Consider the following 26251-nt stretch of genomic DNA (forward strand, 5'->3'; position numbering starts at 1 on the left):
TCTTAAATTGGGTAAATCGCCTTTAATGAATATCCATTTCAGCCATCATGTGCTTATTCACTTGATGCACATCATATTTATTCAGCGCAATTTCTCGCGAACGCTGTCCCATATACTCAATCAGTTTTGGATCTTCAATAAAGTATTGCATGCATTGCACCAAATCATCTACAGACTTCACTCCGACCAAATAACCATTCACACCGTGCGATACCGTTTCACGACAACCTGGTGCATCGGTGGTAATAATAGCCCGTCCCATAGCCATCGCCTCTAATACCGTACGTGGCGTGCCTTCACGGTAGGATGGCAATACATATACTGAACTTTGGGCAATAGCCGGTCTGACATCACTGAGTTTCCCCCAATATTTGAGGCGACCATCGGCAATCCACGTATCGAGTTCTACTTGCGAAATGGCAGATGGATTGTCATCAATCCAACCGACCAAATGAAATTCCGATTCAGGATATTGTGCTTTGATGATGCGCGCCGATTCAGCATATTCACGTACGCCTTTATCACCTAAAAGGCGTGCAATGAGTAAGAATGAGACTTTGACCTGCCCTTGTTCATTTTTGGGTAAAGGCATAACATCAAAGTCTTGCACATTCACCCCTGAGCCATTCACCACTACAGTCGGTTTACTAACATCCAGTAAGTGCATCTCTTGGAACAGCTTTAAATCATCTGGGTTTTGAAAAAAGACTTTATCGCTACGTTTGAGCGCTTGTGCATATAAGCCATGCACCAGCTTTTGAAACAGACTACGCTTGCCAGATTCCACATTTTGAAAGGCATAGCCCAGACCTGTAATTAAAGCAAAACGATGCGGTACTTTCGCAAGCCATCCAGCCAGCGTGCCATAAATCACAGGTTTAATAGTATAAGACAGCACATACTCAGGCTGAATTTGACGGATCTTCTGATAGAGATGTTTTAACAGTTTTAAATCCGACAGCGGATTGGTGCCTGTGCGCTGCATGGGAATTTCATGCAGATGATAGCCAAGGGCTTGCAGTTTTTGCTGTTCTTCAGGGAATGATGCGAATTCAGGCGCCATAATATGAATTTCGTAGCCTTGTGCATGAATAGCTTCCAACAGTTTCCCTCGGAAATTTAAAACAGAAGGCAAAAAACTGCTGATCATCAGAAATTTCAACGGCTTTGCTCCCAAACTTGCATATATTGCTGACTCACTTTCTCAATACTGAAATGTGCTTCTACGCGCTCACGCACGGCTTGTTTCAACTGCAATTTTTCATCATTGCTTTGCTGCACATAATTTAAAATTGCTTGCGTCAATGCAGCCGAATTACGCGGCGGTACAATTTCGCCAAGCTCTTGCACAATATATTGCGCATCACCTACATCGGTGCTGATACAAGGCAAACCTGATGCCATGGCTTCGACCAACACATTCGGAAAACCTTCGGTAATTGAAGTCATGAGGAATGCATCAATCGATTGATAAAAAGCAGGCATATCTGAGATTTGATCCAATAAATGGACTTTTTGACTATCCAATTGATATTGATCGAATAAAGCCTTTACTTCAGGATTCTCTAAACTCGCGCCGCTACCTGCAATTTTAAAGATGATGTGTTGATCCTTGAGTAAGCCCATCGTTTCAAACAAATAGGGGTAGCCTTTGGCCGTGTGATAACGCCCTGCAAAACCAATCACGGTTGGTTCATGCAATTGGGGATTAGGCTGAAATTTATCAAGAAACACGCCATTGGCAATCACTTGGCTATTGCCATTTTTAAAGCCGAAGGCCTGATGCTGCTGCATAGACGAATGCGCACAATAAATAATAGCACTAGGTTGCTGTGACAGTATTTTGCTTATGCCCAAGGCAATCTTGGTGCTGATTGATTCATCTTTAGGAGAAGCAAGAGAATGATGAATACCCCATACGACCTTTGGTTTTTTCGCTAAACCAATAACACTGAGACTGGTCAATGCATTGGCATGGTACATCCAGCATTGCACCGTTGCGGGCTGTAGCTTTTTGAGTAATGCGCGCAGCTGACTCACCGTACTCAGCGTATTTAAACCATTCCAACCGAGCGCATAATGCGACTGACAACGTTCTAAAGTACTTTGATACACCTTGGAAGTTTTCATCAGTGCAATGATCACGTGCTGATAGTCATGCTCAGTTTGCTGAATTAAGCGTGCCAACATCATTTCGGCACCCCCCACGCCTGCAAAGTTGGTGATCACATGTACCATCAACGGTTTGCTCATGTTGCAGACTCCATCATGTTTAAGTACTGCTTCAATACCGTTGCCTTGTGGAATTTCTGAATATGCGCTTCAAAATCAGCTTCTTGATATCGCACATAATCTGCAAATATCGCTTGCTGCATCGCATGGGTTAAACCTGCTTGATCATTACATTCAACCAATAAACCAAACTTAGAGTTTTCTAGAATTTCCATTGGTCCACTTGGACAGTTGGTACTCACCACTTTCACTTTAGAGGCTAAGGCTTGAATAAGTACACCCGGCAAGCCTTCCCAATTCGAGCTTAAAACAAATAGCGATGCATATTTAAAATAAGCGTATGGATTGGCATCAAAGCCCGGCAAATCCACCACGTCTTTTAAACCCAATTCAGCAACTAAAGCCTCAAACTCTGCACGCAGTTCGCCCTCACCTAAAATCAATAATCGGGTTTCAGGATGCTGATCATGCAAGGCTTTAAAGGAGCGGATCAGAAAACCAAAGTTCTTTGCTTCAGTGAGACGCCCCACTGCCAAAATCACTTTATGGTCACCATTTAAAAATTTGTGTGTGACTGGTGCTTTGAGCTTTTCAAAATAGGCATCGTCCAATACAGGGTTATAAATGGTGCTCAGGTTATTTTTCTTATAGCTGTAGTATTCACGAAAATCTGTTTCTACGCCTTTCGAGACACAGACCACTTGCTGTGCTATGGGATAAGTCCAATTCACCAAAGTTTTCAGCAAAAATTTGGCAAGACCTTGCAATTTTAAGTTTTTGGACGGCGTAGATACTTCACGGAAGATTAATCGCGTTTTAACACCTGCGAGTCTTTTCGCAATACCTGCCACAATATTGGTGTGGGTTTGCGTTGCCACCAAGCAGTCGTATTGCTCAGCTTTCATTTTTATTTTTAAAGGCGTGATGCTATTTATCACCCGACCGCAATTAAAATTCACCAATTGAATTTTCGGGCTGACTTCAGGCAACAGCTTAGCTTTATCACCTGTGACATTACACACGCCCAAATGAATATTTAGACCTTGTTCCGCAAAGCTGTTGGCGAGTTGAATGACTGTACGTTCTGCACCGCCACCGCCCAAGCTCGGCAAAAAGAACATGACTTTATTCAACATATGCAGACCTAAATTTTATGAAATGGGAAAATATTAAAAGTGGTTTTTTGAGGCTTGAATCGCCATGGCACGCTCAACACGCTCACGATAATCCGTGATACCTGCCAGCTCACTATCACTGGCACAGGTGCTTTGAATTTTGGCTTGATAGTCGACAAAACTGGATACCACTTTGGCAGGTACGCCAATCGCCACGCTGTGATCAGGAATGTCTTTGGTCACCACCGAGCCTGCCCCAATCACCACGTTGGAGCCAATGCTTACACCCGGCATTACAATAGTATTGACCCCAATAAATACATGAGAACCGACTTGAATCGGCGCAAAGCGTTGATAGCGCTTCCCTTGCTCATCTTTGACTAAACAGGTACTGCCATCATGGGTAATAAATTTCACTCCTGAAGTGACCGTCACATGATCGCCAATACTGACCAAGAACGGTTCCGAGCCCCAACTTTTAATATAGATTCGGCAGTTTTCACCAACTTTCACACCTTTTTTACGTGCATAAGCCACACTGCCTTTTACCATAAAATAAGCTAAATCAAACAGCTGTCGAAAAGCAGAAACCATAAATGACATACACAGTACCTGAATGAGGCGGGGCAACTTAAAAGGAGGAAAATAAGTCAGCTATTTTACGCTGAAAATCTACTTTACGATATGGAAACCGCAGTCACGATACAGGATGAAAAAAAAGATCAGAGCGATTTGATTTTTTTAACAGGACTACCGACATAGACACCTGATTCATCCAAAGGTTTCGAGACGAGGCTACACGCGCCAATCACCGAATCACTTGGAATTTTCACACCATCAAGTACCGTCACCCGTGCACCAAGCCAAATATTTTCACCCAAACTGACCCCTTGTTTGGTAATTGCGTCTTTCACCAACACGTCAGGTTCACCAAATTTATGATTACTGGCAATGATGATGCTTTGCGTGCCAATACGGGTGTTATCGCCAATGCTCACACCTCCACAGCCATTGATATAGGACTTAGAATTGATACTGACATCTTTACCAATTGACACCTTGCCACCAAAGCATTTGATATAGCAGTTTTCACCAATAAAACTGTTATCCGCGATTTCTAAGCTCGCACCTTGCTCGACAATTAAACTGACATGATCGCCAATATAAACATTGTTGCCAATCTTCACTTGTCCGCTAATATCGACCGTACAGGCTTTGCCGAAATAACGAAATTTGGAGCCAAAAGCCACATTATAAAATTGCTGACGGGATTGTGCAGTGAACCAATTCATCAGTTTTAACAGTTTAAAAAACATCAGCTTTTGTTTCTCCACACCACATATAAAATGGCAAAGTTATAAATGATCAGTGCTACAGGCACCGCAAGCAACATATATACTTTATCAGCAAAGACTGCATAGAAGCCTGCAAATAAAGCGAACTTAATCATGAGTTCTACGATTTGTAACTTAAACAGCACTTGGCTATTGCGCTTAGCAATCAGAAAAGCTGAGCTTGGCGGATTACAGAAAATCGCCCAATAGCCCAAAGCTAGAATTTGGAAATAGCTCGAAATACCCACCCATTCACTGCCAAAAACCCATAAATATAAAGATTCAGGCAATACAAAGACCGAAGCAAATAACGGCAGTGAAACTAAACTCAGTAGTACACTTGCTTTTAACGCATTTTGGTTTGAATCCACATCTTTAAATTTGCGAATAAAAAATTGACGCAGGGTTTGTGAAATTAGATTGATCGGGACACGTAAAGTCCGCTCAACGATGGCATAGAAACCCATCGCCTGCACACCGACAAAATGCGACACCACATAATACGGCAAGTTATGCGAAAAACTATTCAGCAAGGCATGCGGTGTATTGGCGTAAATGAAATCTTTATAATTTTTAAACGCATGCCAACTGACTTGATAGAGCTGATACTTCAATAGGTAGAGCAACATCGCCACAATCATCAGGATCGAACTGACATTGTAGCTATTGACCAGACTGATCTGCATGAACAGTGGCAAACTCAGTTGCACTGCAACGACGATCGCACTTCTAAAAATATTTAAACCTGCACAAAAATATTCTTTGTGTGCTGAAAATTTGTAATTGTATAAGCTTTGAATCAGGGTATTGGCAAGCACGCCTGTGGCAACTGCGGTTGCCATTTCAATATTTAGAATAAAACTAATAACAATGCCGCTAACAATCGCGATGAAAGTTGAAAATACTACCCCTTCAAAGATCAGGCTTTTTTTATCACCTTCTTCGGCAACCAATAAAGCTTGATCAAGACGTAAATTCGCCACCGTCGATATAACACTGACTATCGCCAATGCAATCCCGTAAGCCCCAAAGTCAGCAACAGAATATAGGCGTGTTAAAACAGGAAGTGCGATAAATGTCATTATCGCACCTGCCAGTAAACTTAAGGTAATCAGCCCAATCGACTGATACTTTGCGAAAATTTTCGCAATCATCTGTTCAATATCATTTTAAGTTGTTTACGTACCAACGCATCGCCAGTTGAATGCCTTCGGCAATTTTGAACTGCGGTGCATAACCCAAGCCTTGCTCAATTTTGGCAATGCTGGCTTGTGAATGACGTACATCACCAGCTCGGAAATCACGGTACACAGGATCGCGCTCAAAGTTCACCGCATTTTCAGCAAGTGCCACCTGAATGGCACGATATAACTCATTCAACGTAGTACGGTCACCCACAGCCACGTTATACACTTGGTTTTTCGCTTCATCCGATGCTGTCGCCGCTAAAATATTGGCTTGAACCGTATTATCAATAAAACAGAAATCACGACTGGTTTCACCATCACCATTGATGAAGACATCTTCACCAGCGATCATCGATGCCGTCCATTTCGGAATCACGGCGGCATAAGCACCATTTGGATCTTGACGCTGACCAAAGACATTAAAATAGCGTAAACCAATCGCTTTAAAACCGTAGCTACGTGCAAAAACATCTGCATATAGCTCATTGACGTACTTGGTCACGGCATACGGTGACAATGGATTACCAATGTTTTCTTCAACTTTTGGCAATGCAGGATGATCACCATAAGTCGAACTGCTGGCTGCGTATGTAAAGCTGGCAACCCCCGCATCACGCGCAGCAGTGAGCATATTTAAGAAACCACTGATATTGGTGTCATTGGTGGTGATCGGATCGGCAATCGAACGCGGTACAGAACCTAAAGCAGCTTCATGCAAGACATAATCCACGCCAACACAGGCTTTTTGGCAGTCGGCAAATTGGCGAATATCGCCTTCAATAAAACTAAATTTTGCCCATTGTTCAGCAGTGACTAAGCTTTGCACTTCATCCAAATTATGCTGATGCCCTGTGGCAAAGTTATCTAAACCCACTACGGTTTGATTCAGCTTGAGCAATGTTTCGAGAAGATTCGAGCCAATAAAGCCCGCAACACCTGTGACCAGCCATGTTTTAGGCGCTGTTTTAAGGTTTTCACATACCTGTTGATATTGATTCATTTTGGTATGGCCCTCTTACAAACGAAGATCAGATTCAGCTTGAGATAACACGTATTTCAAGTCATATAATACATGCTCAGATTTACCCAAAGCACGGATCGCATCTGCACCCATGGCTTTAAACTGTTCATGTGCAACCGCTAAAATTACTGCATCATATTTGCCATTTTCCAGCGCCCGCACAGGGCTAATACCGTACTCATGTTCTGCCTCAGTCGCATCCACCCAAGGGTCATAGACATCGGCATCGATATGATATTCTTTCAGTTCTTTCACAATATCAATGATGCGGGTATTGCGGATATCTGGGCAATTTTCTTTAAAGCTTAAGCCTAAAATGAGGACTTTGGCATCTTCTACTTGAATGCGTTTTTTCAGCATGGCTTTCACCAACTGAGTGACCACATATGCGCCCATGCCATCATTTAAACGGCGGCCTGCCAAAATAATTTCTGGGTTATAGCCAATCGCTTGCGCTTTATGGGTTAGGTAGTACGGGTCAACCCCGATACAGTGACCGCCCACAAGACCCGGACGGAAGGGTAAGAAATTCCATTTCGTACCTGCTGCTTGCAGCACCGCTTCAGTATCAATGCCCATTTTATTGAAAATCAACGCCAATTCATTAATTAAAGCTATATTCACATCACGCTGGGTGTTTTCAATCACCTTGGCTGCTTCTGCAACCTTAATGCTGGCTGCTTTATGTGTGCCTGCCTCAATAATCAGGTTATAAACTGCATCAACATAATCAGCAACTTCTGGTGTTGAACCCGAAGTAATTTTTAAAATATTGGTCACACGGTGCAGTTTATCACCCGGGTTAATACGCTCAGGGCTATAGCCTGCATAAAAATCCTGATTGAATGTTAAACCTGAGTTCTTCTCTAAAACAGGAATACAAACTTCTTCCGTTGCGCCAGGATAAACCGTTGACTCATAGACAACCACATCACCTTTTTTCAACACTTTTGCAATGCTTTCTGAAGCTTTCACCAATGGGGTTAAATCTGGTTGTTTATATTCATCAATCGGGGTTGGAACAGTAACAATAAAAAAATTACAGTCCTTTAAGTCTTCTAAATTTGCGCTGTAACTTAACTGAGCCGACTGTGCTAACTCTTCAGGAGAAACTTCTAAGGTATGATCACGTCCGCTACGCAATTCATCAATACGCTTCTGATGAATATCAAAGCCCACCACGGGAACTTTTTTTCCAAACTCAACAGCTAGCGGTAAACCGACATAACCTAATCCGATTATGGCAATTTTTAATTCGGAGAGTTGTAACATACTGAAGCCTATGTCATCGATGAATCATCAATCATCGTTATGTTGTAAATAGCGCTAAATTATATCAGAAAATCAAATTTCGATTGTGTAATGATGTTCTATGACGACTGTAATTTTAATCAAAAATATTTATAGTATTAAACAATTCACCCTATAAAACCAACATTGCATATTTAAAAAAATTCAAATAACAACTAGATCTTTAAAAAGATATTCATCCATACAAGTGTTGATTAAACTTACGATTTAAAACAAATGTAAAACTATATTCTACAAGGTGAATAGTATAAACTTAACATTCTAAAATGAGTAATTTGGGTACTTAAACCCGTATTTCAATTCAATGATTCAAATATTTTATAAATAGGATTTGTATTCGAGTGAGTTACTATCGTTATAGCTGTATGTTAGCTTTGAGTCTAAGTATGACGGGTTGTGCCATTACTTCAGGCTTACAAACCTATGACCTTCCTAAAGAAGGCACATTTCAGACTGATTTAGGCTCGACAGTCAATGTTATTAAACTAACTCAAGAAAATTTAGTTGCTGTTCAACCCGCCCAAGTAAATCAGCAAAATTTTGCCCATCTATTCAATCAACAACAAAAAAGTTATCGCCTAAACTCAGGTGATATTTTATCTATTTATTTATGGGCATACCCTGAAATTACACCACCCACAAATACAATTAACAATCAAGATGCCATTATTTCTAATGGCTATCAAATTGATCAAAGTGGCTATATCCAATTTCCAATTATTGGCCGATATAAAGCTGCAGGAAAATCGCTGACACAAGTCAATCAGGAATTACGCAGCCAACTTGCTCGTTACTTAAAAACCCCAGATGTGATTGTTCGCGTACTTTCCTACCAAGGACAACGTTTTTCGGTTCAAGGTAATGTAATGAAAGGTGGTCAGTTTAATCTAACCGATCAGCCGACAAGTATTTATACTGCTTTAGGTATGGCGGGCGGAGTAAACAGTCAATTTGGTGACAATGCATCTTTAACCTTAGTTAGAAATGGTCAAAGTTATGTACTCAATAGTATTGAACTTGAAAAAGCTGGATATTCTTTACACAACTTACTCATCAAACCGAATGACACAATTTATGTCAACTCACGTGAAAACCAAAAAATTTATGTGATGGGAGAGTCTGGCAAAAACCAATCGTTACCAATGCGTGAACAAGGCATGAGCCTCAGTGATGTCCTGGGGGAAAGTCTAGGTATTAACTCACTTTCAGCAAGTCGAGGTAAAATCTACGTAGTGCGTAGCGATGTAAATAGCCCGATGACTGAAATTTACCATTTAGATTTAACCAGTATCGGTGACTTTGGGCTCGCTAACCAGTTCAAAATGCGCAGCAATGATATTGTCTATGTTGATGCATCTGGTTTAGCTCGCTGGCAGCGTGTAATCAATCAAGTGATTCCTTTCTCAAATATGATCTATAACATGGACAGATTGGGCCAATAATGTTATTTAAAAATATTTTGGTGGTCTGTGTAGGTAATATTTGCCGAAGCCCTATGGCAGAATATCTCCTAAAAAAAGCTCATCCCGATCTGAATATTTATTCAGCGGGAATCTCAGGTATGATTGGACATGCAGCAGATGAAAAAGCTCAATACTGTATGCAAAAAATTGGCATCGATATGAGTGGACATATTGCCCAAAAATTAAATGCTGAACTGATCAAAAAATCAGATTTAATTTTGGTCATGAGTTCAAATCAACAAAAGCATATTGAACAGACATGGCCATTTGCAAAGGGAAAGACTTTTCGTTTAGGTCATTGGCAAGGTAAAAATGTTCCCGATCCATACCAGCATGATCAGGCCTTTTTTGACCAAACTTCACAATTGATCCAGTCTTGCGTTGCGGATTGGACTAAACATATTTAACTTTTGATGTACGATTATGAGCCAAAATACCAATACAGAAGATACAATTGATTTAAAAGAATTATTTTTCTCTCTGATTGCACAATGGAAGTTAATTGCTTTATGTGTAATTTTAAGTCTCGTTTGTGCCCTGCTTTATTTAAGAACCACGCCTGATACCTACGCAGTAAATGCACTGGTACAGGTTGAGGAAAGTAAAGGAACTTCAGCAGCACTCTTGGGTGATCTATCAAGCATGATTGATCAAAAACAACCTGCCCAAACAGAAATTGAGATTCTTAAATCACGCTTAGTTCTAGGTACTGTGATTCAAAATTTGCATCTTGATCTTAAAGTTTCGGGTACAGAGAATTCATTTATTGATCGCCTATTTTCTCCACATGAATATGTCACAGAATATAAAAATAAATCAGTAACTTTTAAAGACGATGAAAAAAGTTTTGAAGTCCGTCAATTTAATGTGCCTAACGTATATCGTGATAAAGACCTCAGTTTAAGCTTCGAAGATAATCTCATTACACTGATAGATACCGAAACTGAAGAAAAAATTCTGACTGCGAAGCTCAATCAAGCGAATTCATTACATACCACTGATGGATCGTGGGATATTTCGATTTTTACCCGCGACAAGTTAAAAGATCACTACCTAATTCAAAAGCAATCTTTACCTGCTGCAGTTGATAATATTTTAGAGAATTTTTCGGTTGCTGAAAAAGGGAAAATGACCGGTGTCCTTGGATTAAATTATCAGGGTCAAGATAAAGAACATATTACCCAAGTACTCAATTCAATTTTAGCAGCCTATAGCCAGCAAAATATTGAACGCAGTTCAGCTGAAAGTGCACAAACTTTAAAATTCTTGGATGAACAACTCCCTGAATTGAAACAACAGCTTGATGTCGCAGAACGTGAATTTAACAAATTCCGTCAAGAGTTTAATACTGTCGATGTCACTAAAGAATCTGAGCTATATTTAACTCAAAGCGTCACTCTTGAAACTCAAAAAGCTGAATTAGAGCAAAAAGTTGCTGAAGCTTCTGCAAAGTACACCAGTGAACATCCTGTGATGCAACAAATGAATGCTCAATTGGGTGCAATCAATAGCAAAATTGGTGAACTGAATACCACCTTAAAAAAATTACCAGACTTACAGCGCCGTTATTTACAACTCTATCGTGAAGTTGAAGTAAAACAACAACTTTATACAGCGTTGTTGAATTCTTACCAACAGCTTCGTATTGCGAAAGCTGGTGAAATTGGTAATGTCCGCATCGTTGATACTGCAGTAGAGCCAATTGAACCTATTAAACCTAAAAAGTTAATTGTCCTTATACTCTCGCTATTTGTCGGTGGCTTTATTGGTGTATTAATTGCTCTTGTTCGCAATATGCTTCGCTCAGGAATTAAAGATTCTTCAGAAATTGAAAATAATTTGGATCTTCCGGTTTATGCCACTGTGCCACGTTCGCCTGTTCAAGAAAGCCGTATTAAACTCTTGAAGAAGAAGAAAACAATTCCTGTTCTTGCCGTTAAAAATAGCGATGATATTGCAATTGAAAGCCTGCGCAGTATGCGTACTGCCATTCACTTTGCACTGACATCTGCAAAAAATAACCTGATCATGATTTCGGGGCCAGCACCAGAAGTTGGTAAATCGTTTATTTCAACCAACTTAGCTACGATTCTTGCGCAAAGCGATAAACGTGTTTTAATTATTGATGCCGATTTACGTCGTGGTTATTTAAATAAATACTTCAATCATGACAACCAACCAGGTCTTTCTGAGTATTTAAATGGCCAGCGTGATCTAGAAAGCATCATTAAAACCACTGAAATTCCAAATTTGAGTGTGATTACTCGTGGTAAAAGCCCTTCTAATCCATCTGAGCTTTTAAGTTCTGGTAAATTCAAAGAATTCTTAGATTTGATTTCACCGATGTTCGATCATGTGATCATTGATACCCCTCCTGTACTTGCAGTGACAGACGGTATCATTATTTCGCAATTTGCTGGCGTGAATCTGGTGATTGCTCGTTATGCCAAAACTCAGTTGAAAGAATTAGAGTTAACCGTGAACCGCTTTGAACAAGTGGGTGTGAAGGTCAATGGTATTATTCTAAACGACATTCAACGTAGCTCAGCTGGTTATGGTTATGGCTATAACTATTCTTATGGTTATAAAGCTTCAAAAGACCAAGACTAATTCAAGCCTATTCAAAAAAGCCACCGAATACGGTGGCTTTTTTTATTTTCGAAATTTATGTTGCATGCATCATTCTGTATAAAAAATGTTTTATATATTCATACCGTTATAGTATAAAAATAAGAACATGACTATGATGATCTTTCCTGCACCTTACCTGATCATAGAGATAGGTAAGCGCTGAACAGGAAAAGTCTGCTAGAATTTCAGCAACTTTTTACATATAAAATAATTGTGGGAAAATATATGAGTAAGGCCCTACCTATCGCTGTCGCTGTATTACTCGGCGGTGCCGCACTTGTTCCTGTTTACTATGCAACTAAAACACCTGCTACGCAATCAGCAACATCAACTCAACCAGCTGCAAATGCTTCTGCTGTCGCTAAAATCAGTTATGCACTTGGTTATGAAGTTGCCCATCAAACGCCTCCAGAATTAGATATTGATAGCTTTGTCACTGGCGTTCGTGCGGGTCATGCTCGTGCAAAACCTGCATATACTGAAGAAGAATTACAAAAAGCATATGCTGAGTTCCAGCAAGAAATGCAAAACAAGCAGCTCGAAAGCAATAAGCAAGCACAAAGTAGCAGCGATAATTTCTTAACAGAAAACAAAAGTAAAGCTGGGGTTAAAACCACTGCTTCTGGTTTACAGTACCTAACAACGAAAGAAGGTACAGGGAAACAACCGCAAGCCACATCAGTTGTTAAAGTTCACTACACAGGTAAGTTAGTAGATGGCACAGTATTTGATAGTTCAGTACAGCGCGGCGAGCCAATTGAATTCCCATTGAACCAAGTAATTCCAGGTTGGACTGAAGGTCTACAGTTAATGAAAGAAGGCGGCAAAGCCACTTTGTATATTCCTTCAAACCTAGGTTATGGTGCTCAAGGTGTTCCAGGAACGATTCCACCGAACAGTACTTTAATTTTTGATGTAGAACTCATTGAAGTTAAATAATAAAACCGGTACAGGAGAGCTTTTCGCTCTCCTGCTTTATTTTGAGACTCGGTCATGAAATTACAGATCAGTATGTTGTGTTTGGCACTCTGCTCAAGCACTGTATTTGCCAAAGATGTCAGTAATAAAAGTAGTGCTGCAGAACAAGTCGGTTATAGTTTTGGTTATTTAATGGGACGCAGTAATGCTGAATCCATTAAGGATTTAGATATTGATGCATTTGTTGCAGGTTTAAAGGCAGCATCTAAAGGTCAAGCTTCGTCATTAACAGATGAAGAAATGACCCGTGCCTTAACCCAATATAAAAAGCAAACCGAAGCGAAACAACTGATTGAACTGAAGCAAAAAGCGGATGCGAATGCCACCATTGGTTCAGCTTTCCTTGCTGAAAATGCCAAAAAACCAGGTATTCAGGTCACGAAATCTGGCCTGCAGTATCAAGTCATTCAAGCCGGCAAAGGTAAGTCACCCAAAGCCAATTCAACAGTGAAAGTTAACTATGAAGGGCGCTTAATTGATGGCACTGTTTTTGATAGTTCAATTGCACGTAACCAACCTGCGATGTTCCAAGTGAGTCAAGTCATTCAGGGTTGGACGGAAGGTCTACAGTTGATGAAAGAAGGTGCAAAATATCGCTTCTTCATTCCTGCAAATTTAGGCTATGGTCAAATTGGTTCAGCAGACGTCATTGAGCCAAACAGCACGCTGATTTTTGATGTAGAGCTCATTGAAGTTCTCCCGAAATAACAATACTCCCTTCAGGAGCATCGACAAATCTCGGTGCTCCTCAATATTTCATCGTTCCATTATTTTCTTTTACAATTTTTTTGATTGATTTGACTTAAAATTCACATTGATATCTTATATTTATTTCACAAAAACTCATTTCCCTTTATCTTATATCTTCATCAACTGCGTAGCCGCACATAAGGATTTGACCATGACCGTTAAAATTAAGACTCGCGAAATTCAATATACAGCAGCTGATGGAACTCAACTTTTTGGCTATTTTGCCGCACCAGAGTCAGACACTGCGGTCGCAGGTGTGTTAGTTGCCCCTGAATGGTGGGGACGCAATGAATATACCGAACAACGTGCGCGCGAATTGGCTGAACAAGGCTATGCTGCTTTCGCTTTGGATATGTATGGTGACAAAAAAGTCACTACAGATGCCAAGCAAGCTTATGAATGGATGATGCAAACTTTTGATCATGCCGACACCATTGTGACCCGTGCGTCTGCTGCATTAAACACTTTGGCACAGCAAAAAGAAGTAAATGCAGATAAACTCGCAGCTATAGGCTTTTGCTATGGCGGAAAAGTCGTGCTGGATTTAGCTCGTTCAGGTGCTGCATTAAAAGCTGTGGTGACCTTCCATGCAACACTTGCTACAGCGACTCCTGCACAAACAGGACAAGTCCAAGCAGAGATTTTAGTGCAACATGGTGAGCTCGACTCGATGGTGAGCTTAGATGATGTTGCAACCTTTAGAAATGAAATGGATGCTGCCCAAGTGCAGTATCAAATCAATATTTTTGAAGGTGCAAAACATGGCTTTAGCAACCCGATGGCGGATGAACGCGCCAAAGCAAACGGCGTAGATTTAGCTTATAACGCTGCTGCAGAACAACAAAGCTTAGCGGCCATGTATGCTTTGTTAGCACGCCAGCTTAGTTCTTAAAGCGCTAAGAACCAATACCAATATTTAATTTATAAAAATGAGGAGAGCACAATGACAGAACTCAATTGTCCATATTGCAATTTTGACGAATATGACGTGATTGCAAAAAATGATTTTGGTGTTGTACTTCCTGAACCACATACACTGTCTAAAGGGCATGCTGTCATTGTCCCGCTACGTCATGTTGGTTCATTTTTTGAAATTACTGATAAAGAACGTAAAAGTTTAATGTCCTTACTTGAACAAGCGCGTAATGAATTAAATTTACGCTATCAACCTACTGGCTTTCATATTGGGTTTAATGATGGACAAGTTTTTGGCGAAGCCACTGAACATGTGCATATTCACATTATTCCACGTTATGAAAACCAAACATTGGCGCTCGATACCCGCTGGGGCTTTAAAAGCTAAACTTTAAAAATTCACACTCACTAAGGAGCTTCGGCTCCTTTTTTGATGGCCACTATTTTTGCATTTCCCCTGATATACAGTTTTCGTTTTGAACAAAAAGAATGACTATTGAAAGATGTATACTAGGCAGGTTTTTTCAATTTTGACTGTATTGCATGTTTAACTTTTCTGATGCCCTTCTCGACTGGTTTGATGTCCATGGTCGTCATGACTTACCGTGGCAAGTGAAGGATGACCCTTACAAAGTGTGGGTTTCAGAAATTATGCTGCAACAAACCCAAGTCAAAACTGTCCTACAATATTTTGATCGATTTATTCAACGGTTTCCGACTGTTGAAGATTTAGGCCATGCCTCTTGGGATGATGTGGCGCCCTATTGGGCTGGCTTAGGCTACTATGCACGGGCTCGGAACTTACACAAAGCCGCGGGTATTGTTGCACGTCAGGGACATTTTCCAAGCAATCTTGAGCAGTGGATGGAGCTACCGGGCATCGGCCCGTCTACTGCGGGTGCGCTGATGTCTTTGGGTTTAAGACAATATGGCGTGATTATGGACGGCAACGTCAAGCGAGTATTGTCTCGTTTCTTTGCTATAGAAGATGATTTATCGAAACCTGTACATGAACGGGCCATGTGGCAACTGGCGACAGAGCTCTGCCCCACTGAACGCAACCACGATTATACCCAAGCGATTATGGATCTGGGTGCAACGGTATGCACGCCGAAAAAGCCGCTCTGTTTATATTGTCCCATGCAACAGCACTGCAAAGCACATGCTCAGGGTTTAGAAACTGAATTACCTTATAAAAAGCCTAAAAAGCCTGTTCCAGTGAGAGAGGCTCAAGTCATGCTGATTCAATCTGCAGGAGAATGGCTGTGGATACAACGTCCGAATAGCGGTCTATGGGGCGGTCTGTGGTGTTTACCTATTTTTGATCAACCCCATGAGTTTCAATCCTACACTCAGCAACTTGGACTGAAACCTACCACCACTCAAGTGCAGATATCACATAGCTTTACCCACTTCACTTGGCTTTTAGAAGCTACTGTATTTACCGTTGCTGCCGATCAAAAAGAGCATTTAGCCATTGAATGCAACGCACAGTGGTATACCCCGATACAAGCCACTGCACTCGGTATTCCAACCGCCATGAAAAAACTTATTTCTACGCTAGAACTCGAAAGCCATTCTATGCCATAGTTTTGAACTGCTCATCAATTGAATAGGGACAAATGTGACTCAAGGATTTTTTCAGCTTCGCAAAGGGTTGTTCGGCGGTATTGGTTTTATTTTGCTTTTACTCAGCGCCTGTACGTCGACTCCACCCAAACCATCAGACAGTACATTGCCTGCTCATGAAGTGAAAAAATTACAAAACATGCGTTTATCCAATCAATTGCCTGTTCCTGTTCATCAAGTCAAACGAAGTGCGCTCAAGGATACTTGGGGCGCAGCGCGTAGCCAAGGACGAAGCCACGAAGGCATTGATATTATTGTTCCACGTGGAACAAAAGTCCTCAGTGCTACAGAAGGTTTAGTTGCTGACTTACGTAATAACAATTTGGGTGGTAAAGTGATATGGATTATGGGGCCCGCAGGTTCTTGGCATTATTATGCGCATCTTGATGGTCATAAACGTGGCTTAAACGTCGGCGACTATGTCAAAAAAGGTGATGTCATTGGCTATGTAGGTAATACTGGCAATGCTCGACATACTGCACCACATTTGCATTACGGCATTTACTTGGGTGGTAAAGGTCGCAATGCCGTTAACCCCTATCCGTATTTACGTTAATTTTAGGAAACATACATGTCAGAAGCGTTGATCAATCGTCTGGTGGAATTTGCAGAATCTGGTAATCAACAAAAAATCAGCCTCAATGGACAGTCTTATCAGGGCTGGATCATGGAGATCACTGAAGAAGCATTACTCATCAGCACCGGCTACGCAGACAAATCAGGTAAAGATGTATGGATTCAATTTGCCGATCTCGATCAAGCGGAACTGTTGTATTGGGACAATAAAAACGATCAATGGACTGTCTTTAAAATTTAAGTCAAAAGGAGCATTCAACATGACGATACAACGCTGTGCTTGGTGCTCCGAAGATCCTTTGTATATTGCCTACCACGACACTGAGTGGGCTAAACCTAGTTTTGATGAGCAGCATCTCTTTGAAATGCTATGTCTTGAAGGACAACAAGCGGGGCTGTCTTGGATCACTGTGCTGAAAAAGCGGGCCTGCTATCAGCAACATTTTTTTCAATATCCCATTGCCGAAATCGCAGCGTTGAGTGACCTACAATTACAAGAAAAATTACAAGATTCAGGTTTGATTCGCCATATCGGCAAACTCACTGCCATTCGTGATAATGCCAAAGCATGGCAACAGTTAAAAGCCCAAGGGATTCATCCAGTGGAATTTCTTTGGAATTTTGTCGAAGGTCAAATTGCCAATAATGATGTAGTTGAATATCGCAGCGCCCCTGCACAAACCGCTCAAAGTCAGGCCATGTCCAAAGCATTAAAAAAGCATGGCTTTAAATTTGTCGGCCCAACGACTTGCTATGCTCTGATGCAAGCTATCGGCATGGTCAATGATCATGAAAATCACTGTGACTTTAAATACACGCACGCAGAATGACCTCAAAAACAGAAAGGATAGAATAATGAGTGACAATACAATTCAAGCCTATGCAGCAATGAACAGTGGTGAAGCCCTTGTTCCCTACCAATTTGATGCAGGTGAATTACAAGCCCATCAGGTTGAAGTCAAAGTCGAGTATTGCGGTCTTTGTCACTCAGATATTTCTATTATCCAAAATGATTGGAAATCTTCGGTTTATCCTGTGGTCCCAGGGCATGAAGTGATTGGAACCATTACCCAACTCGGCAGCGAAGCCAAAGGACTGAAAATCGGACAACGTGTGGGCATAGGCTGGACAGCAGAAAGTTGTCAACACTGTGACCCATGTATCGATGGTCGCCAAGTGCAATGTACTGGAACCAAGACAGCGACAATCGTCGGTCATGCAGGTGGCTTTGCCGACAAAGTCCGTGCTGGCTGGCAATGGGTTATTCCGCTTCCAGATGATCTTGATCCAACCAGTGCTGGTCCTCTGCTCTGCGGCGGGATTACGGTATTTGATCCCATTTTACAGCACCAAATTCAGGCCATTCACCATGTTGCCGTGATCGGCATTGGTGGTTTAGGTCATATGGCGATTAAACTGCTCAAAGCTTGGGGCTGTGAAATTACCGCATTCAGCTCAAACTTAGATAAAACCGATGAACTTAAAGCTATGGGGGCTGACCATGTGGTGAATAGTCGTGATCTTGCCGCGATTAAAGCACAACGTGGTAAGTTCAATTTAATTTTAAGCACGGTCAATGTGACGTTGGATTGGCAAGCCTATCTTTCAACTTTGGCACCGAATGGAAGCGTTCACATGCTCGGCCTAGCACTTGAGCCAATGCAAATCCCCGCAGGTATGCTGATCAGTGGTGCTAAATCTGTCACTGGCTCATCAACAGGCTCTCCTGCAGCACTGCGTGAATTACTTCGATTCGCCGCACGTCAAAATATTGCACCTCAAATTGAAATGTATCCAATGTCTCAGGTGAATGAAGCGATTGAACGTTTGCATTCAGGAAACGTGCGTTATCGTATCGTGTTGAAAGCTGATTTTTAACGGCAAAAATCTAAGCCCAAAAAGCCTGCTGCATGCAGGCTTTTTTTTGTATGCTTTATGGACTCATTAATCTAGATGACATTTGTGTTTCTGCATTCCTTACGCACCCAATCTGCAAGCAACAAAATGGCCTGCTGAATATCTACAGACAACTCATGCCCGGCATTTAGACGAATACAGTTGTTATAACGATTGTCCTCACCAAAAATTAAACCTGGCACAATGTTGATGCCATGTTTTTGCGCATGGTAATACAGCGCCAAACTGTCTATTTGTTCAGGCATCTGCAACCACAGTGCATAACTGCCTTGAGGCCGATTTAGACGGATATCAACCCCTTGAAAAGCATCGTAAATATACTGACGATACTGCTCGACTTGCCCCATTAATTTAGGACGCAATTCAGCAAGATGTTGGCGATAAGCACGACTAAAAATCAAATCTGCAAGTCCTAACTGCAAAGGCGTATTCACCGAATCATTTTGCAAAAGTAATTTGGGACGCAAATGTTGCAAATGTGGTGGAAGACAAAACCACCCCACCCGATAAGAAGGCGACAAAGATTTTGAAATCGACGCACAATAGATCACATAGCCCGCCCGATCCCAATATTTGATAGGCAATGGTCGCTTTGCATTGAAACTACACTCCGCATAAATATCATCTTCAATCACATAACATTGATATTTTTCAGCCAGTTGTGCAATTCGTTCCTTATCTTCATTACTTAAACAAAAACCCAAAGGATTTTGAAAATTTGCAGTCAATAAGCATACTTTCGCGCCTGAATCCCGCATCGCCTGCTCTAAACGATCTAAATCAAAACCTTCCGTATTGGCAGGAATTTCAACAATTTTCCGCTTTAATAAAGCCAATAATTGCAATTGCCCGTTATAGTTCGGCGTCGGAACAATGACACTCTCCCCTTCCGCACTCAGATTTTGCAACATCACTGACAAAGCAGGCATACAACCATTGCTGATGTAAATATCATCCTTAGGCATGTAAAAACCATCTTCAGCCCAATGTGCCGACAAAGCTTCACGCAATTGTGGATGACCTTGCCGATTGTTATATAAAAAATCTTCTGGTTTACAATGCTTTAATGCCCTTTGGATTGAACGTCTGATTGCTTCAACAGGAACAAAATTGGGGGACAACTGAATTGAACCCAAATGAATCAGGCGACTATTTGCAGATGCTTCATGGATCTGAATTTGCAATTCTAAATTCGAAATTTCACGAGGTTGGGAATCAAAATCAGGATGATTCGGCACGGCAATTTGCTGGGCTTTCTGTGAGGATTGCACAAAATAACCAGACTTTTCTTTGACATAAATGAGGCCTTTGGCTTCAAGTAATTCATAGCAGCGTTTCGCGGTATTTAAACTGATCTGATGCTGCTGTGAAAATTGACGTAGCGCATACAGTCGCTGCCCTGCGGCCAATTCACCACTATAAATTTTCTGTGCCAACTGCTGCGCAAGCTGCTGATATTGAAAAGCCATCTGTACCCTTTTTTTAATCATTCTTGTATCTGTACCCATTAAGTTAACAGATTTAAGCTGATGGCATCAGGTTGATATCTCAAAAATAACGATAGGGGGACAATTAAATGAATGACTTCACACAGTTTCGAGCGGGTCTAATCATCTTCAGCACACTCACGCTTATGGCGTGCCAACCCGAACAGCACACTCAAGCTCAAAGCCAGCAAAATTTTATCTGTAAATCTTTAATTCAAGGTTTTTTGAGTGCCCAAAAACTGACGCAATATGAACTTGAGCAGATCCAACCGATCACCAGCGGCGGGTTACATCAGCAGCTATATATTTATAAATCCAAATCTGAAAACGGCATGAATATCATGCCGCAGCAAGCCAAACTTCGCTTTGCCTGTGAACAAATGACCGCGCGGCAATTTCAAATCAAGCTACATCCGCATCAATTTCCAGAACAGACCTTACTCAGTATCGAACTTCCAGAAGCACAGCACATGCAGCAGTTGACTGCTTTTCGCCTGCCTGAGATGCAAAGTCATTGATCGTTCATATTGAACTAAATCATTACTGCTGCTTATTTTAAAATTTCGGGAAATGCCGTTGCAGTTTTGCTTTTACCCAACTGCACTTTCATTTTTTGTAGCATTTGATAAGGCTGTTGCTGCACAAACATATTCACGAAACTGAGCGGAATGGAACCTTCCGGATTGGCGTAGCCATAGGTCGAAACTTTGACCTTTTGATTGCCTAAACGCTGGAAGGTCCAATCGCCCTCATAGTCGGTTAGGCGTACATAATTGGGATTGATCGGATAACCTTTTTTCACCGCTTTATTTTGGATGCTAATAATGCCCTGTGCATCTTTACGCATTTTGCCTTGTACCACCAAATCACGGTCTTTTAAGGGAAAAGGAAAATCCAACACCATATATAAACTGAATTCACCTTTCTGGTCATCGCGGGATAAGACTTTGACACTGCCCATATAAGGGACCCAATTCACTGCATTTTCCACATCTAAAATCAGGGTAACCGCTTTTTCGATGGGCACATCAAAACTGGTTTCAGCTTTGTATTGAAAGACAGGATTTTGAGCATTTTGGTAGGTCCAAACTTTAATATTATTTTTATTAATCGTGAGTTTGGCATTATCCATAGTTTTCGCTTGTACTGCCGCAGTGAATGCGACAGCACAGGCCATAAAGATGACTTTTTTCATTCCATTGATCGTCTTATTTTAATTTTATGCTGTTGTTATAACGGATTTTAACGCGCTTTTATACGTCAATATCGTTAAAACCCAGTACATCTTTCATATCGTACTTACGTGCTTCACGACCAACTACCCATGCAGCTGCACGTACTGCACCAGAGGCAAAGTTCATACGGTTGGTTGCTTTATGGGTAATTTCAACACGTTCGCCATCCGCAATAAACATCGCAGTATGTTCACCAACAATGTCACCACCACGAATCGTTTGGAAGCCAATGGTTTGACGTTCACGTGGACCCGTATGCCCTTCACGGCAATACACAGCATCTTGTTTTAAGTCACGTCCTAAAGCACCGGCAATGGCTTCGCCCCACATTAGCGCTGTACCTGATGGTGCATCAACTTTATGACGATGATGGGCTTCAATCACTTCAATATCTACAGTATCGCCAAATACTTTTGATGCCAATTCAAGAAGTTTGATTGAAACGTTTACACCGACAGAATAGTTCGCTGCATAGACCACTGGGGTTTCTGTTGCTGTTTCATCGAGATAAGCTTTTTGCTCATCATTCATACCTGTGGTACCAATGACAATCGCAACGCCTGCTTCACGGCAAAGTTTAAGATGCTGTGCCGTTGCTGCAGGTGCAGTAAAGTCGATCACGACATCACAATCTTTTAAAACTTCAGCTAGGTTACCGACAACCTTTACGCCAACCGCGCCAATCCCTGCAAGTTCACCGGCATCCGCACCGACTAAGCTACTTTCAGGACGTTCTACCGCAGCAGCCAATTGATAACCAGCTTGCTGAACCGCCTGAATTAAGATGCGTCCCATACGACCGCCTGCGCCCAAGATACCAATACGTGGAGCTGCTGACATAACATTTTCCTAATGTTGATTCGAAATTGGTCTTACTATATCAAAACTCCATGCGCAGGCTAAGTTACAAACAAAAAAATCCTGCATTTTCCGAAGGACTTTTGCAAATCAAGCTCTTCGACAGACGCTGACTATTCCCTCACCAAGTTTAGGCATTTTCACGGTATGATAGGCGCGTTCTATTGATCTTGAATATTCATGAAAACCCTATTGTATCTTTGTGCGGCAGTCTGTATTGCACTGGCATGGCTGATTCCGATTCATTACCGACCTTGGGCCACGTATACCGGTGAGCTTTATACCTTCTTTGCCCTGTTTGCCTTAGCGGCAACGTTCTTTAAAGAAAAGCTCATAGTGGCAAAAATTTCCTTGCCCCTGTTGCTCTTAGCGTTGATTCCGTTCGTCCAATTGGCTTTTGGGCAGGTGTATTATTTTAGTATCGCCTTGCTCTGTATGCTGTTTGTATTCAGCTTTTGGCTGTGTATCAATCTTGGTTTTAGCCTCTCGCAAGGTACGGAAAAACGCGAAAGAACTTTCCTATACCTGAGCTATACCTTTGTTGCTTCTGGGGTCATGACGGGGCTCATCGCAATATGTCAGTGGTTAGATTTCGACTCGTTTCTTCCTTTTGTGATGAAAGTTAGTGGAACTACGCGCCCATTTGCAAACTTTGCTCAGCCAAATAACATGGCCACGTTTCTGCTCATGTCCTTGTTAGCCTGCTTATATGTTTATGAACAGCAAAAAGTTAAAACCCGCTATTTGGTCGCTTGTGCAATTCCTATTTTAATTGGGGTCGCGCTCAGCCAATCTCGCACCTCTTGGGTGGCAAGTATCTGTGTCCTAGTCTATTTGGCTTATGCACAGAACAAAGATTATATCCGTCTTCGCTGGTTTTACAGCTTGGCCTGGTTTATGGGCTTTGTGGCACTGATTGTATTGATGCCAAAATTAAGTCAAATCATGAGCCAAATATCCGACATGAATATTCAAGAAAGTCGTGACGTAGCCGAACGTGCTAGTGGAGATATGTCTCGTTTAGCCATTTGGCAACAAATGGCGCATGCCGTAGCTGCACAGCCTTGGTTTGGCTATGGTTGGCATCAAACCAGTAGCGCGTTTGTCTCGATCTCGGACACGGTACAAGGGCCTGTATGGATTCGTAGCTCACACAACTTTATTTTGGATTTCTTATTGTGGAATGGCGCCATTATTGGTGTGCCGTTCTTGGCCTATTTCGCTTATTGGGGCATCCAATTACAGAAGTTAGCCAAGTCTGCATTATCTGTGATTGGCCTATTGATGGTCGGTGTCTTCGTTATTCATGCCATGTTGGAGTTTCCGCAAAACTACGCATACTTCTTACTGCCTGCGGGTTTTATTATCGGCATTCTTCAAGCAGCGAAATCACAGACGGCTACATTGAGTCTGTCTCCGTGGTTTATCCGCATTGTTTTCGTGATTGGCGCCGTGCTGATTACGGTGATTTATCGCGATTATGCCAATGCAGCGATTCAGCTGGGTCAGGCATCAAAATATGAAAAAACGCCAGAGAAAATCACCAACCATGAGCCGATCTATTTGCTGACGGAATTTAGACATCGGGTGGCGATTATTCGTTTAAATCCGTATTCCATCGTTTCTGAACAAACCATTCAGGATACTGAAAAATTGGTTCGCAGCTACCCTGCGAAATATCACATCATTAAATATGCACGTTTATTGGCATTTAATGGTCATGAGGCTGAAGCACGTCATCAGCTACAACGTCTTAAAAATATCTATAGGCTCGACATGAGCTATGAGAGTTTATTACCGCCTACAGCACAGCCGAAACCTTAAAACGCTCAATAAAAAAGCCTGCAATTATGCAGGCTTTTTTATAGCTAAGTTCACATCACAGCGAACTCAAGCAAATCATTTCAATTAATCAAACAAACGGTCGAAGAATGATTTTTTCTTCGGAGATGATTTATTGTCATCGCCATCCATCGTGTCTTGTAACTCTTTTAACAACTCACGTTGACGAGCCGTTAAATTTACTGGCGTTTCCACCACGATACGGCAGAGTAAATCACCTGTCATGCTGGTACGTACAGGCTTCACACCTTTACCACGTAAGCGGAATAATTTGCCAGTTTGAGTTCCTTCAGGCACTTTCAAGCTCACACGACCATCGAGAGTCGGAATTTGAATTTCTTTACCCAATGCAGCATCCGCAATGCTTACAGGCACATCCATATACAGGTCAGCGCCATCACGTTGGAAGATTTCGTGTTCACGTACCACCACTTCTACATATAAGTCGCCTGCTTGGCCATCACGGATCGCCTCGCCTTTGCCACTTAAACGTACGCGGTCGCCATTATCCACACCTGCAGGAATGGTCACTTCTAAAGTTTGCTGACGGTCAGAAACCCCTGAACCATGACATTTATTACATGGGTTCTTAATAATTTTACCTTGACCACGACATGTGCTACAGGTTTGCTGCACAGAGAAGAAGCCCTGTTGCATACGCACTTGACCGGCACCATGACAAGTTTTACAGGTTTCGACGTCGTTTGGATTTTTAGATCCTTTACCATCACAGGCATCACATGGCGCTGGCGCAGTAAAGGTAATGGTTTTTTTCACGCCTTTTACAGCTTCCTCAAGGGTAAGCTCCATAACATAGCGTAAGTCTGAACCACGGCGTGCACGTTGCTGACCACCACGGCCACCACCGCCAAATGCGCCACCGAATATGTCACCAAACTGACTAAAGATATCTTCTGCGCTAAAACCGCCACCGAAGCCACCGCCGCCGCCCATGCCGCCTTCAAAAGCTTGATGTCCCATACGGTCATACATACTACGTTTTTCGCTGTCCGATAAAACTTCATATGCTTCTGCAGCTTCTTTGAATTTTTCTTCAGCTTCTGGGTTATCTGGATTACGGTCAGGGTGATACTTCATCGCCAACTTACGGTAGGCTTTTTTAATTTCATCATCACTTGCGGTTTTAGATACACCTAAAACCTCATAATAATCACGTTTAGCCATGTCTGGCGATGCTCCTCACGGAATTTAATTTAATACTTAACTGTGGTCTGAAATTGGGGAATCAAACCATTTTTTCAAGGGGTAGGCAGGAAAAAAATAAATCGACTTAGAAAACAGCCTTATTTTTAACGAATTTGGATAGACCTTGGATCCATGCATTTAATAAATACAAAAAGGCAATCGCAGCAAAGACCACACCAATTACCGTGCATGCAGTCACCCAAAGATAGGTGTCCCAATAATAGAAAAATAAAGGAATAAACCACAGTGCGGCAAAAATGGCCATCATGGAATAAATCACGACGGTGCGCATGACCCAAAGCGCTTGGGCTTGTAGCCAAACTTCTGCAGAATCGATTTGAGTGACTTTGCGTGCAAAGCCGTAGGCAAATACACCACTAATCAGGGTAAATAAAGCGAAAAACATGAAGACATAAGAAATCGCAACATAACGGCGATACTTAGCTAAACTCTCTGCTGTCATCTGTGATTCAACCCCGTACACCACAATATGCCGCGCTGCACTTGTGGTTGTTTTACTTTTTAAAAATGTCTTTGTAGATCAGGTGCTACTATAGAGAAAAA

General features: G+C 41.7%; 27 protein-coding genes. 14 read left to right on the forward strand and 13 right to left on the reverse strand.

Annotated elements, in window-relative coordinates; translation table 11 throughout:
* Window positions 1-22: 22 nt before the first annotated feature.
* The 8 genes from FTU77_RS10190 to tviB form a co-directional block, all read right to left on the reverse strand.
* Window positions 23-1162: a glycosyltransferase family 4 protein gene (locus FTU77_RS10190; protein ID WP_180055721.1), complete on the reverse strand. Its 1140-nt coding sequence runs from the start codon at window positions 1160-1162 to the stop codon at window positions 23-25.
* Window positions 1159-2253: a glycosyltransferase gene (locus tag FTU77_RS10195; protein ID WP_180049539.1), complete on the reverse strand. Its 1095-nt coding sequence runs from the start codon at window positions 2251-2253 to the stop codon at window positions 1159-1161. The genes FTU77_RS10190 and FTU77_RS10195 overlap by 4 nt, the downstream gene beginning before the upstream one ends.
* Window positions 2250-3368, reverse strand: a complete 1119-nt coding sequence (locus tag FTU77_RS10200; RefSeq protein WP_180055722.1) for a glycosyltransferase — start codon at window positions 3366-3368, stop codon at window positions 2250-2252. Before FTU77_RS10200 ends, FTU77_RS10195 begins: the two co-directional genes overlap by 4 nt.
* Before the next feature lie 33 nt (window positions 3369-3401).
* Window positions 3402-3950 carry an acyltransferase gene (locus tag FTU77_RS10205; protein ID WP_180055723.1) on the reverse strand — a complete coding sequence of 183 codons (549 nt, stop codon included), beginning with the start codon at window positions 3948-3950 and terminating at the stop codon, window positions 3402-3404.
* A gap of 119 nt (window positions 3951-4069) precedes the next feature.
* Window positions 4070-4663: a DapH/DapD/GlmU-related protein gene (locus FTU77_RS10210; protein ID WP_180008022.1), complete on the reverse strand. Its 594-nt coding sequence runs from the start codon at window positions 4661-4663 to the stop codon at window positions 4070-4072.
* On the reverse strand, window positions 4663-5835 hold the full coding sequence (locus tag FTU77_RS10215; protein ID WP_180055724.1) for an oligosaccharide flippase family protein: 1173 nt from the start codon (window positions 5833-5835) through the stop codon (window positions 4663-4665). The genes FTU77_RS10210 and FTU77_RS10215 overlap by 1 nt, the downstream gene beginning before the upstream one ends.
* Window positions 5836-5845: 10 nt before the next feature.
* Window positions 5846-6868 (reverse strand): NAD-dependent epimerase/dehydratase family protein, encoded by a 1023-nt coding sequence (locus FTU77_RS10220; RefSeq protein ID WP_180055725.1) that lies wholly within the window; start codon window positions 6866-6868, stop codon window positions 5846-5848.
* 15 nt (window positions 6869-6883) lie between these two features.
* Window positions 6884-8161 carry a Vi polysaccharide biosynthesis UDP-N-acetylglucosamine C-6 dehydrogenase TviB gene (tviB, locus tag FTU77_RS10225; protein ID WP_180055726.1) on the reverse strand — a complete coding sequence of 426 codons (1278 nt, stop codon included), beginning with the start codon at window positions 8159-8161 and terminating at the stop codon, window positions 6884-6886.
* 404 nt (window positions 8162-8565) lie between these two features.
* On the opposite strand from tviB, the gene FTU77_RS10230 reads away from it, so the two are divergent.
* From FTU77_RS10230 to FTU77_RS10285, 12 genes are all read left to right on the forward strand, one after another.
* Entirely contained in the window at window positions 8566-9642 is a 1077-nt protein-coding gene (locus FTU77_RS10230) for a polysaccharide biosynthesis/export family protein (protein ID WP_218947290.1), read from the forward strand.
* Window positions 9642-10070: a low molecular weight protein-tyrosine-phosphatase gene (locus FTU77_RS10235; protein ID WP_168379443.1), complete on the forward strand. Its 429-nt coding sequence runs from the start codon at window positions 9642-9644 to the stop codon at window positions 10068-10070. Before FTU77_RS10230 ends, FTU77_RS10235 begins: the two co-directional genes overlap by 1 nt.
* Before the next feature lie 13 nt (window positions 10071-10083).
* The gene (locus FTU77_RS10240) at window positions 10084-12273 is read left to right on the forward strand and encodes a polysaccharide biosynthesis tyrosine autokinase (RefSeq protein ID WP_180055737.1); all 2190 of its coding nucleotides are present in this window, start codon (window positions 10084-10086) and stop codon (window positions 12271-12273) included.
* A gap of 246 nt (window positions 12274-12519) precedes the next feature.
* Window positions 12520-13233: an FKBP-type peptidyl-prolyl cis-trans isomerase gene (locus FTU77_RS10245; protein ID WP_078191625.1), complete on the forward strand. Its 714-nt coding sequence runs from the start codon at window positions 12520-12522 to the stop codon at window positions 13231-13233.
* A 54-nt stretch (window positions 13234-13287) separates the two neighbouring features.
* The gene (locus FTU77_RS10250) at window positions 13288-13980 is read left to right on the forward strand and encodes an FKBP-type peptidyl-prolyl cis-trans isomerase (RefSeq protein WP_180055727.1); all 693 of its coding nucleotides are present in this window, start codon (window positions 13288-13290) and stop codon (window positions 13978-13980) included.
* A 193-nt stretch (window positions 13981-14173) separates the two neighbouring features.
* Complete coding sequence (locus tag FTU77_RS10255; RefSeq protein WP_180011067.1) at window positions 14174-14914, forward strand: dienelactone hydrolase family protein; 741 nt, start codon at window positions 14174-14176, stop codon at window positions 14912-14914.
* A 51-nt stretch (window positions 14915-14965) separates the two neighbouring features.
* Window positions 14966-15325 (forward strand): HIT family protein, encoded by a 360-nt coding sequence (locus FTU77_RS10260; RefSeq protein ID WP_078191628.1) that lies wholly within the window; start codon window positions 14966-14968, stop codon window positions 15323-15325.
* Window positions 15326-15480: 155 nt separating this feature from the next.
* Window positions 15481-16527, forward strand: coding sequence for an A/G-specific adenine glycosylase (gene mutY, locus FTU77_RS10265; protein WP_180055728.1), 1047 nt, complete (start codon window positions 15481-15483; stop codon window positions 16525-16527).
* A gap of 67 nt (window positions 16528-16594) precedes the next feature.
* Window positions 16595-17122 carry a M23 family metallopeptidase gene (locus tag FTU77_RS10270; protein ID WP_180055738.1) on the forward strand — a complete coding sequence of 176 codons (528 nt, stop codon included), beginning with the start codon at window positions 16595-16597 and terminating at the stop codon, window positions 17120-17122.
* Window positions 17123-17137: 15 nt separating this feature from the next.
* Window positions 17138-17383 carry a hypothetical protein gene (locus FTU77_RS10275; RefSeq protein WP_078191630.1) on the forward strand — a complete coding sequence of 82 codons (246 nt, stop codon included), beginning with the start codon at window positions 17138-17140 and terminating at the stop codon, window positions 17381-17383.
* Window positions 17384-17402: 19 nt separating this feature from the next.
* A complete protein-coding gene (locus tag FTU77_RS10280; RefSeq protein WP_180042052.1) occupies window positions 17403-17972 on the forward strand; it encodes a DNA-3-methyladenine glycosylase I in 570 nt (189 codons plus the stop codon).
* A gap of 25 nt (window positions 17973-17997) precedes the next feature.
* A complete protein-coding gene (locus FTU77_RS10285; protein WP_180055729.1) occupies window positions 17998-19020 on the forward strand; it encodes an NAD(P)-dependent alcohol dehydrogenase in 1023 nt (340 codons plus the stop codon).
* Between the two features lie 71 nt (window positions 19021-19091).
* On the opposite strand, the gene FTU77_RS10290 is transcribed toward FTU77_RS10285, so the two are convergent.
* Window positions 19092-20528: a PLP-dependent aminotransferase family protein gene (locus FTU77_RS10290; protein WP_180026210.1), complete on the reverse strand. Its 1437-nt coding sequence runs from the start codon at window positions 20526-20528 to the stop codon at window positions 19092-19094.
* A gap of 107 nt (window positions 20529-20635) precedes the next feature.
* Here FTU77_RS10290 and FTU77_RS10295 point away from each other — a divergent pair, with 107 nt between their 5' ends.
* Entirely contained in the window at window positions 20636-21064 is a 429-nt protein-coding gene (locus FTU77_RS10295) for a hypothetical protein (RefSeq protein WP_257223623.1), read from the forward strand.
* Window positions 21065-21096: 32 nt separating this feature from the next.
* On the opposite strand, the gene FTU77_RS10300 is transcribed toward FTU77_RS10295, so the two are convergent.
* Together FTU77_RS10300 and dapB are read right to left on the reverse strand one after the other, a co-directional pair.
* Entirely contained in the window at window positions 21097-21741 is a 645-nt protein-coding gene (locus FTU77_RS10300) for an START domain-containing protein (RefSeq protein ID WP_180026211.1), read from the reverse strand.
* A gap of 58 nt (window positions 21742-21799) precedes the next feature.
* On the reverse strand, window positions 21800-22621 hold the full coding sequence (gene dapB / locus FTU77_RS10305) for a 4-hydroxy-tetrahydrodipicolinate reductase (RefSeq protein ID WP_078194102.1): 822 nt from the start codon (window positions 22619-22621) through the stop codon (window positions 21800-21802).
* Between the two features lie 198 nt (window positions 22622-22819).
* On the opposite strand from dapB, the gene FTU77_RS10310 reads away from it, so the two are divergent.
* Window positions 22820-24463, forward strand: coding sequence for a PglL family O-oligosaccharyltransferase (locus tag FTU77_RS10310; protein ID WP_180055730.1), 1644 nt, complete (start codon window positions 22820-22822; stop codon window positions 24461-24463).
* Window positions 24464-24547: 84 nt separating this feature from the next.
* On the opposite strand, the gene dnaJ is transcribed toward FTU77_RS10310, so the two are convergent.
* Together dnaJ and FTU77_RS10320 are read right to left on the reverse strand one after the other, a co-directional pair.
* Window positions 24548-25666: a molecular chaperone DnaJ gene (gene dnaJ, locus FTU77_RS10315; RefSeq protein WP_111885156.1), complete on the reverse strand. Its 1119-nt coding sequence runs from the start codon at window positions 25664-25666 to the stop codon at window positions 24548-24550.
* A gap of 106 nt (window positions 25667-25772) precedes the next feature.
* On the reverse strand, window positions 25773-26150 hold the full coding sequence (locus FTU77_RS10320) for a hypothetical protein (protein WP_078194105.1): 378 nt from the start codon (window positions 26148-26150) through the stop codon (window positions 25773-25775).
* Window positions 26151-26251: the final 101 nt, after the last annotated feature.

It is taken from the genome of Acinetobacter sp. YH12142 (genome assembly GCF_013418435.1).
Lineage (GTDB): Bacteria > Pseudomonadota > Gammaproteobacteria > Pseudomonadales > Moraxellaceae > Acinetobacter > Acinetobacter amyesii.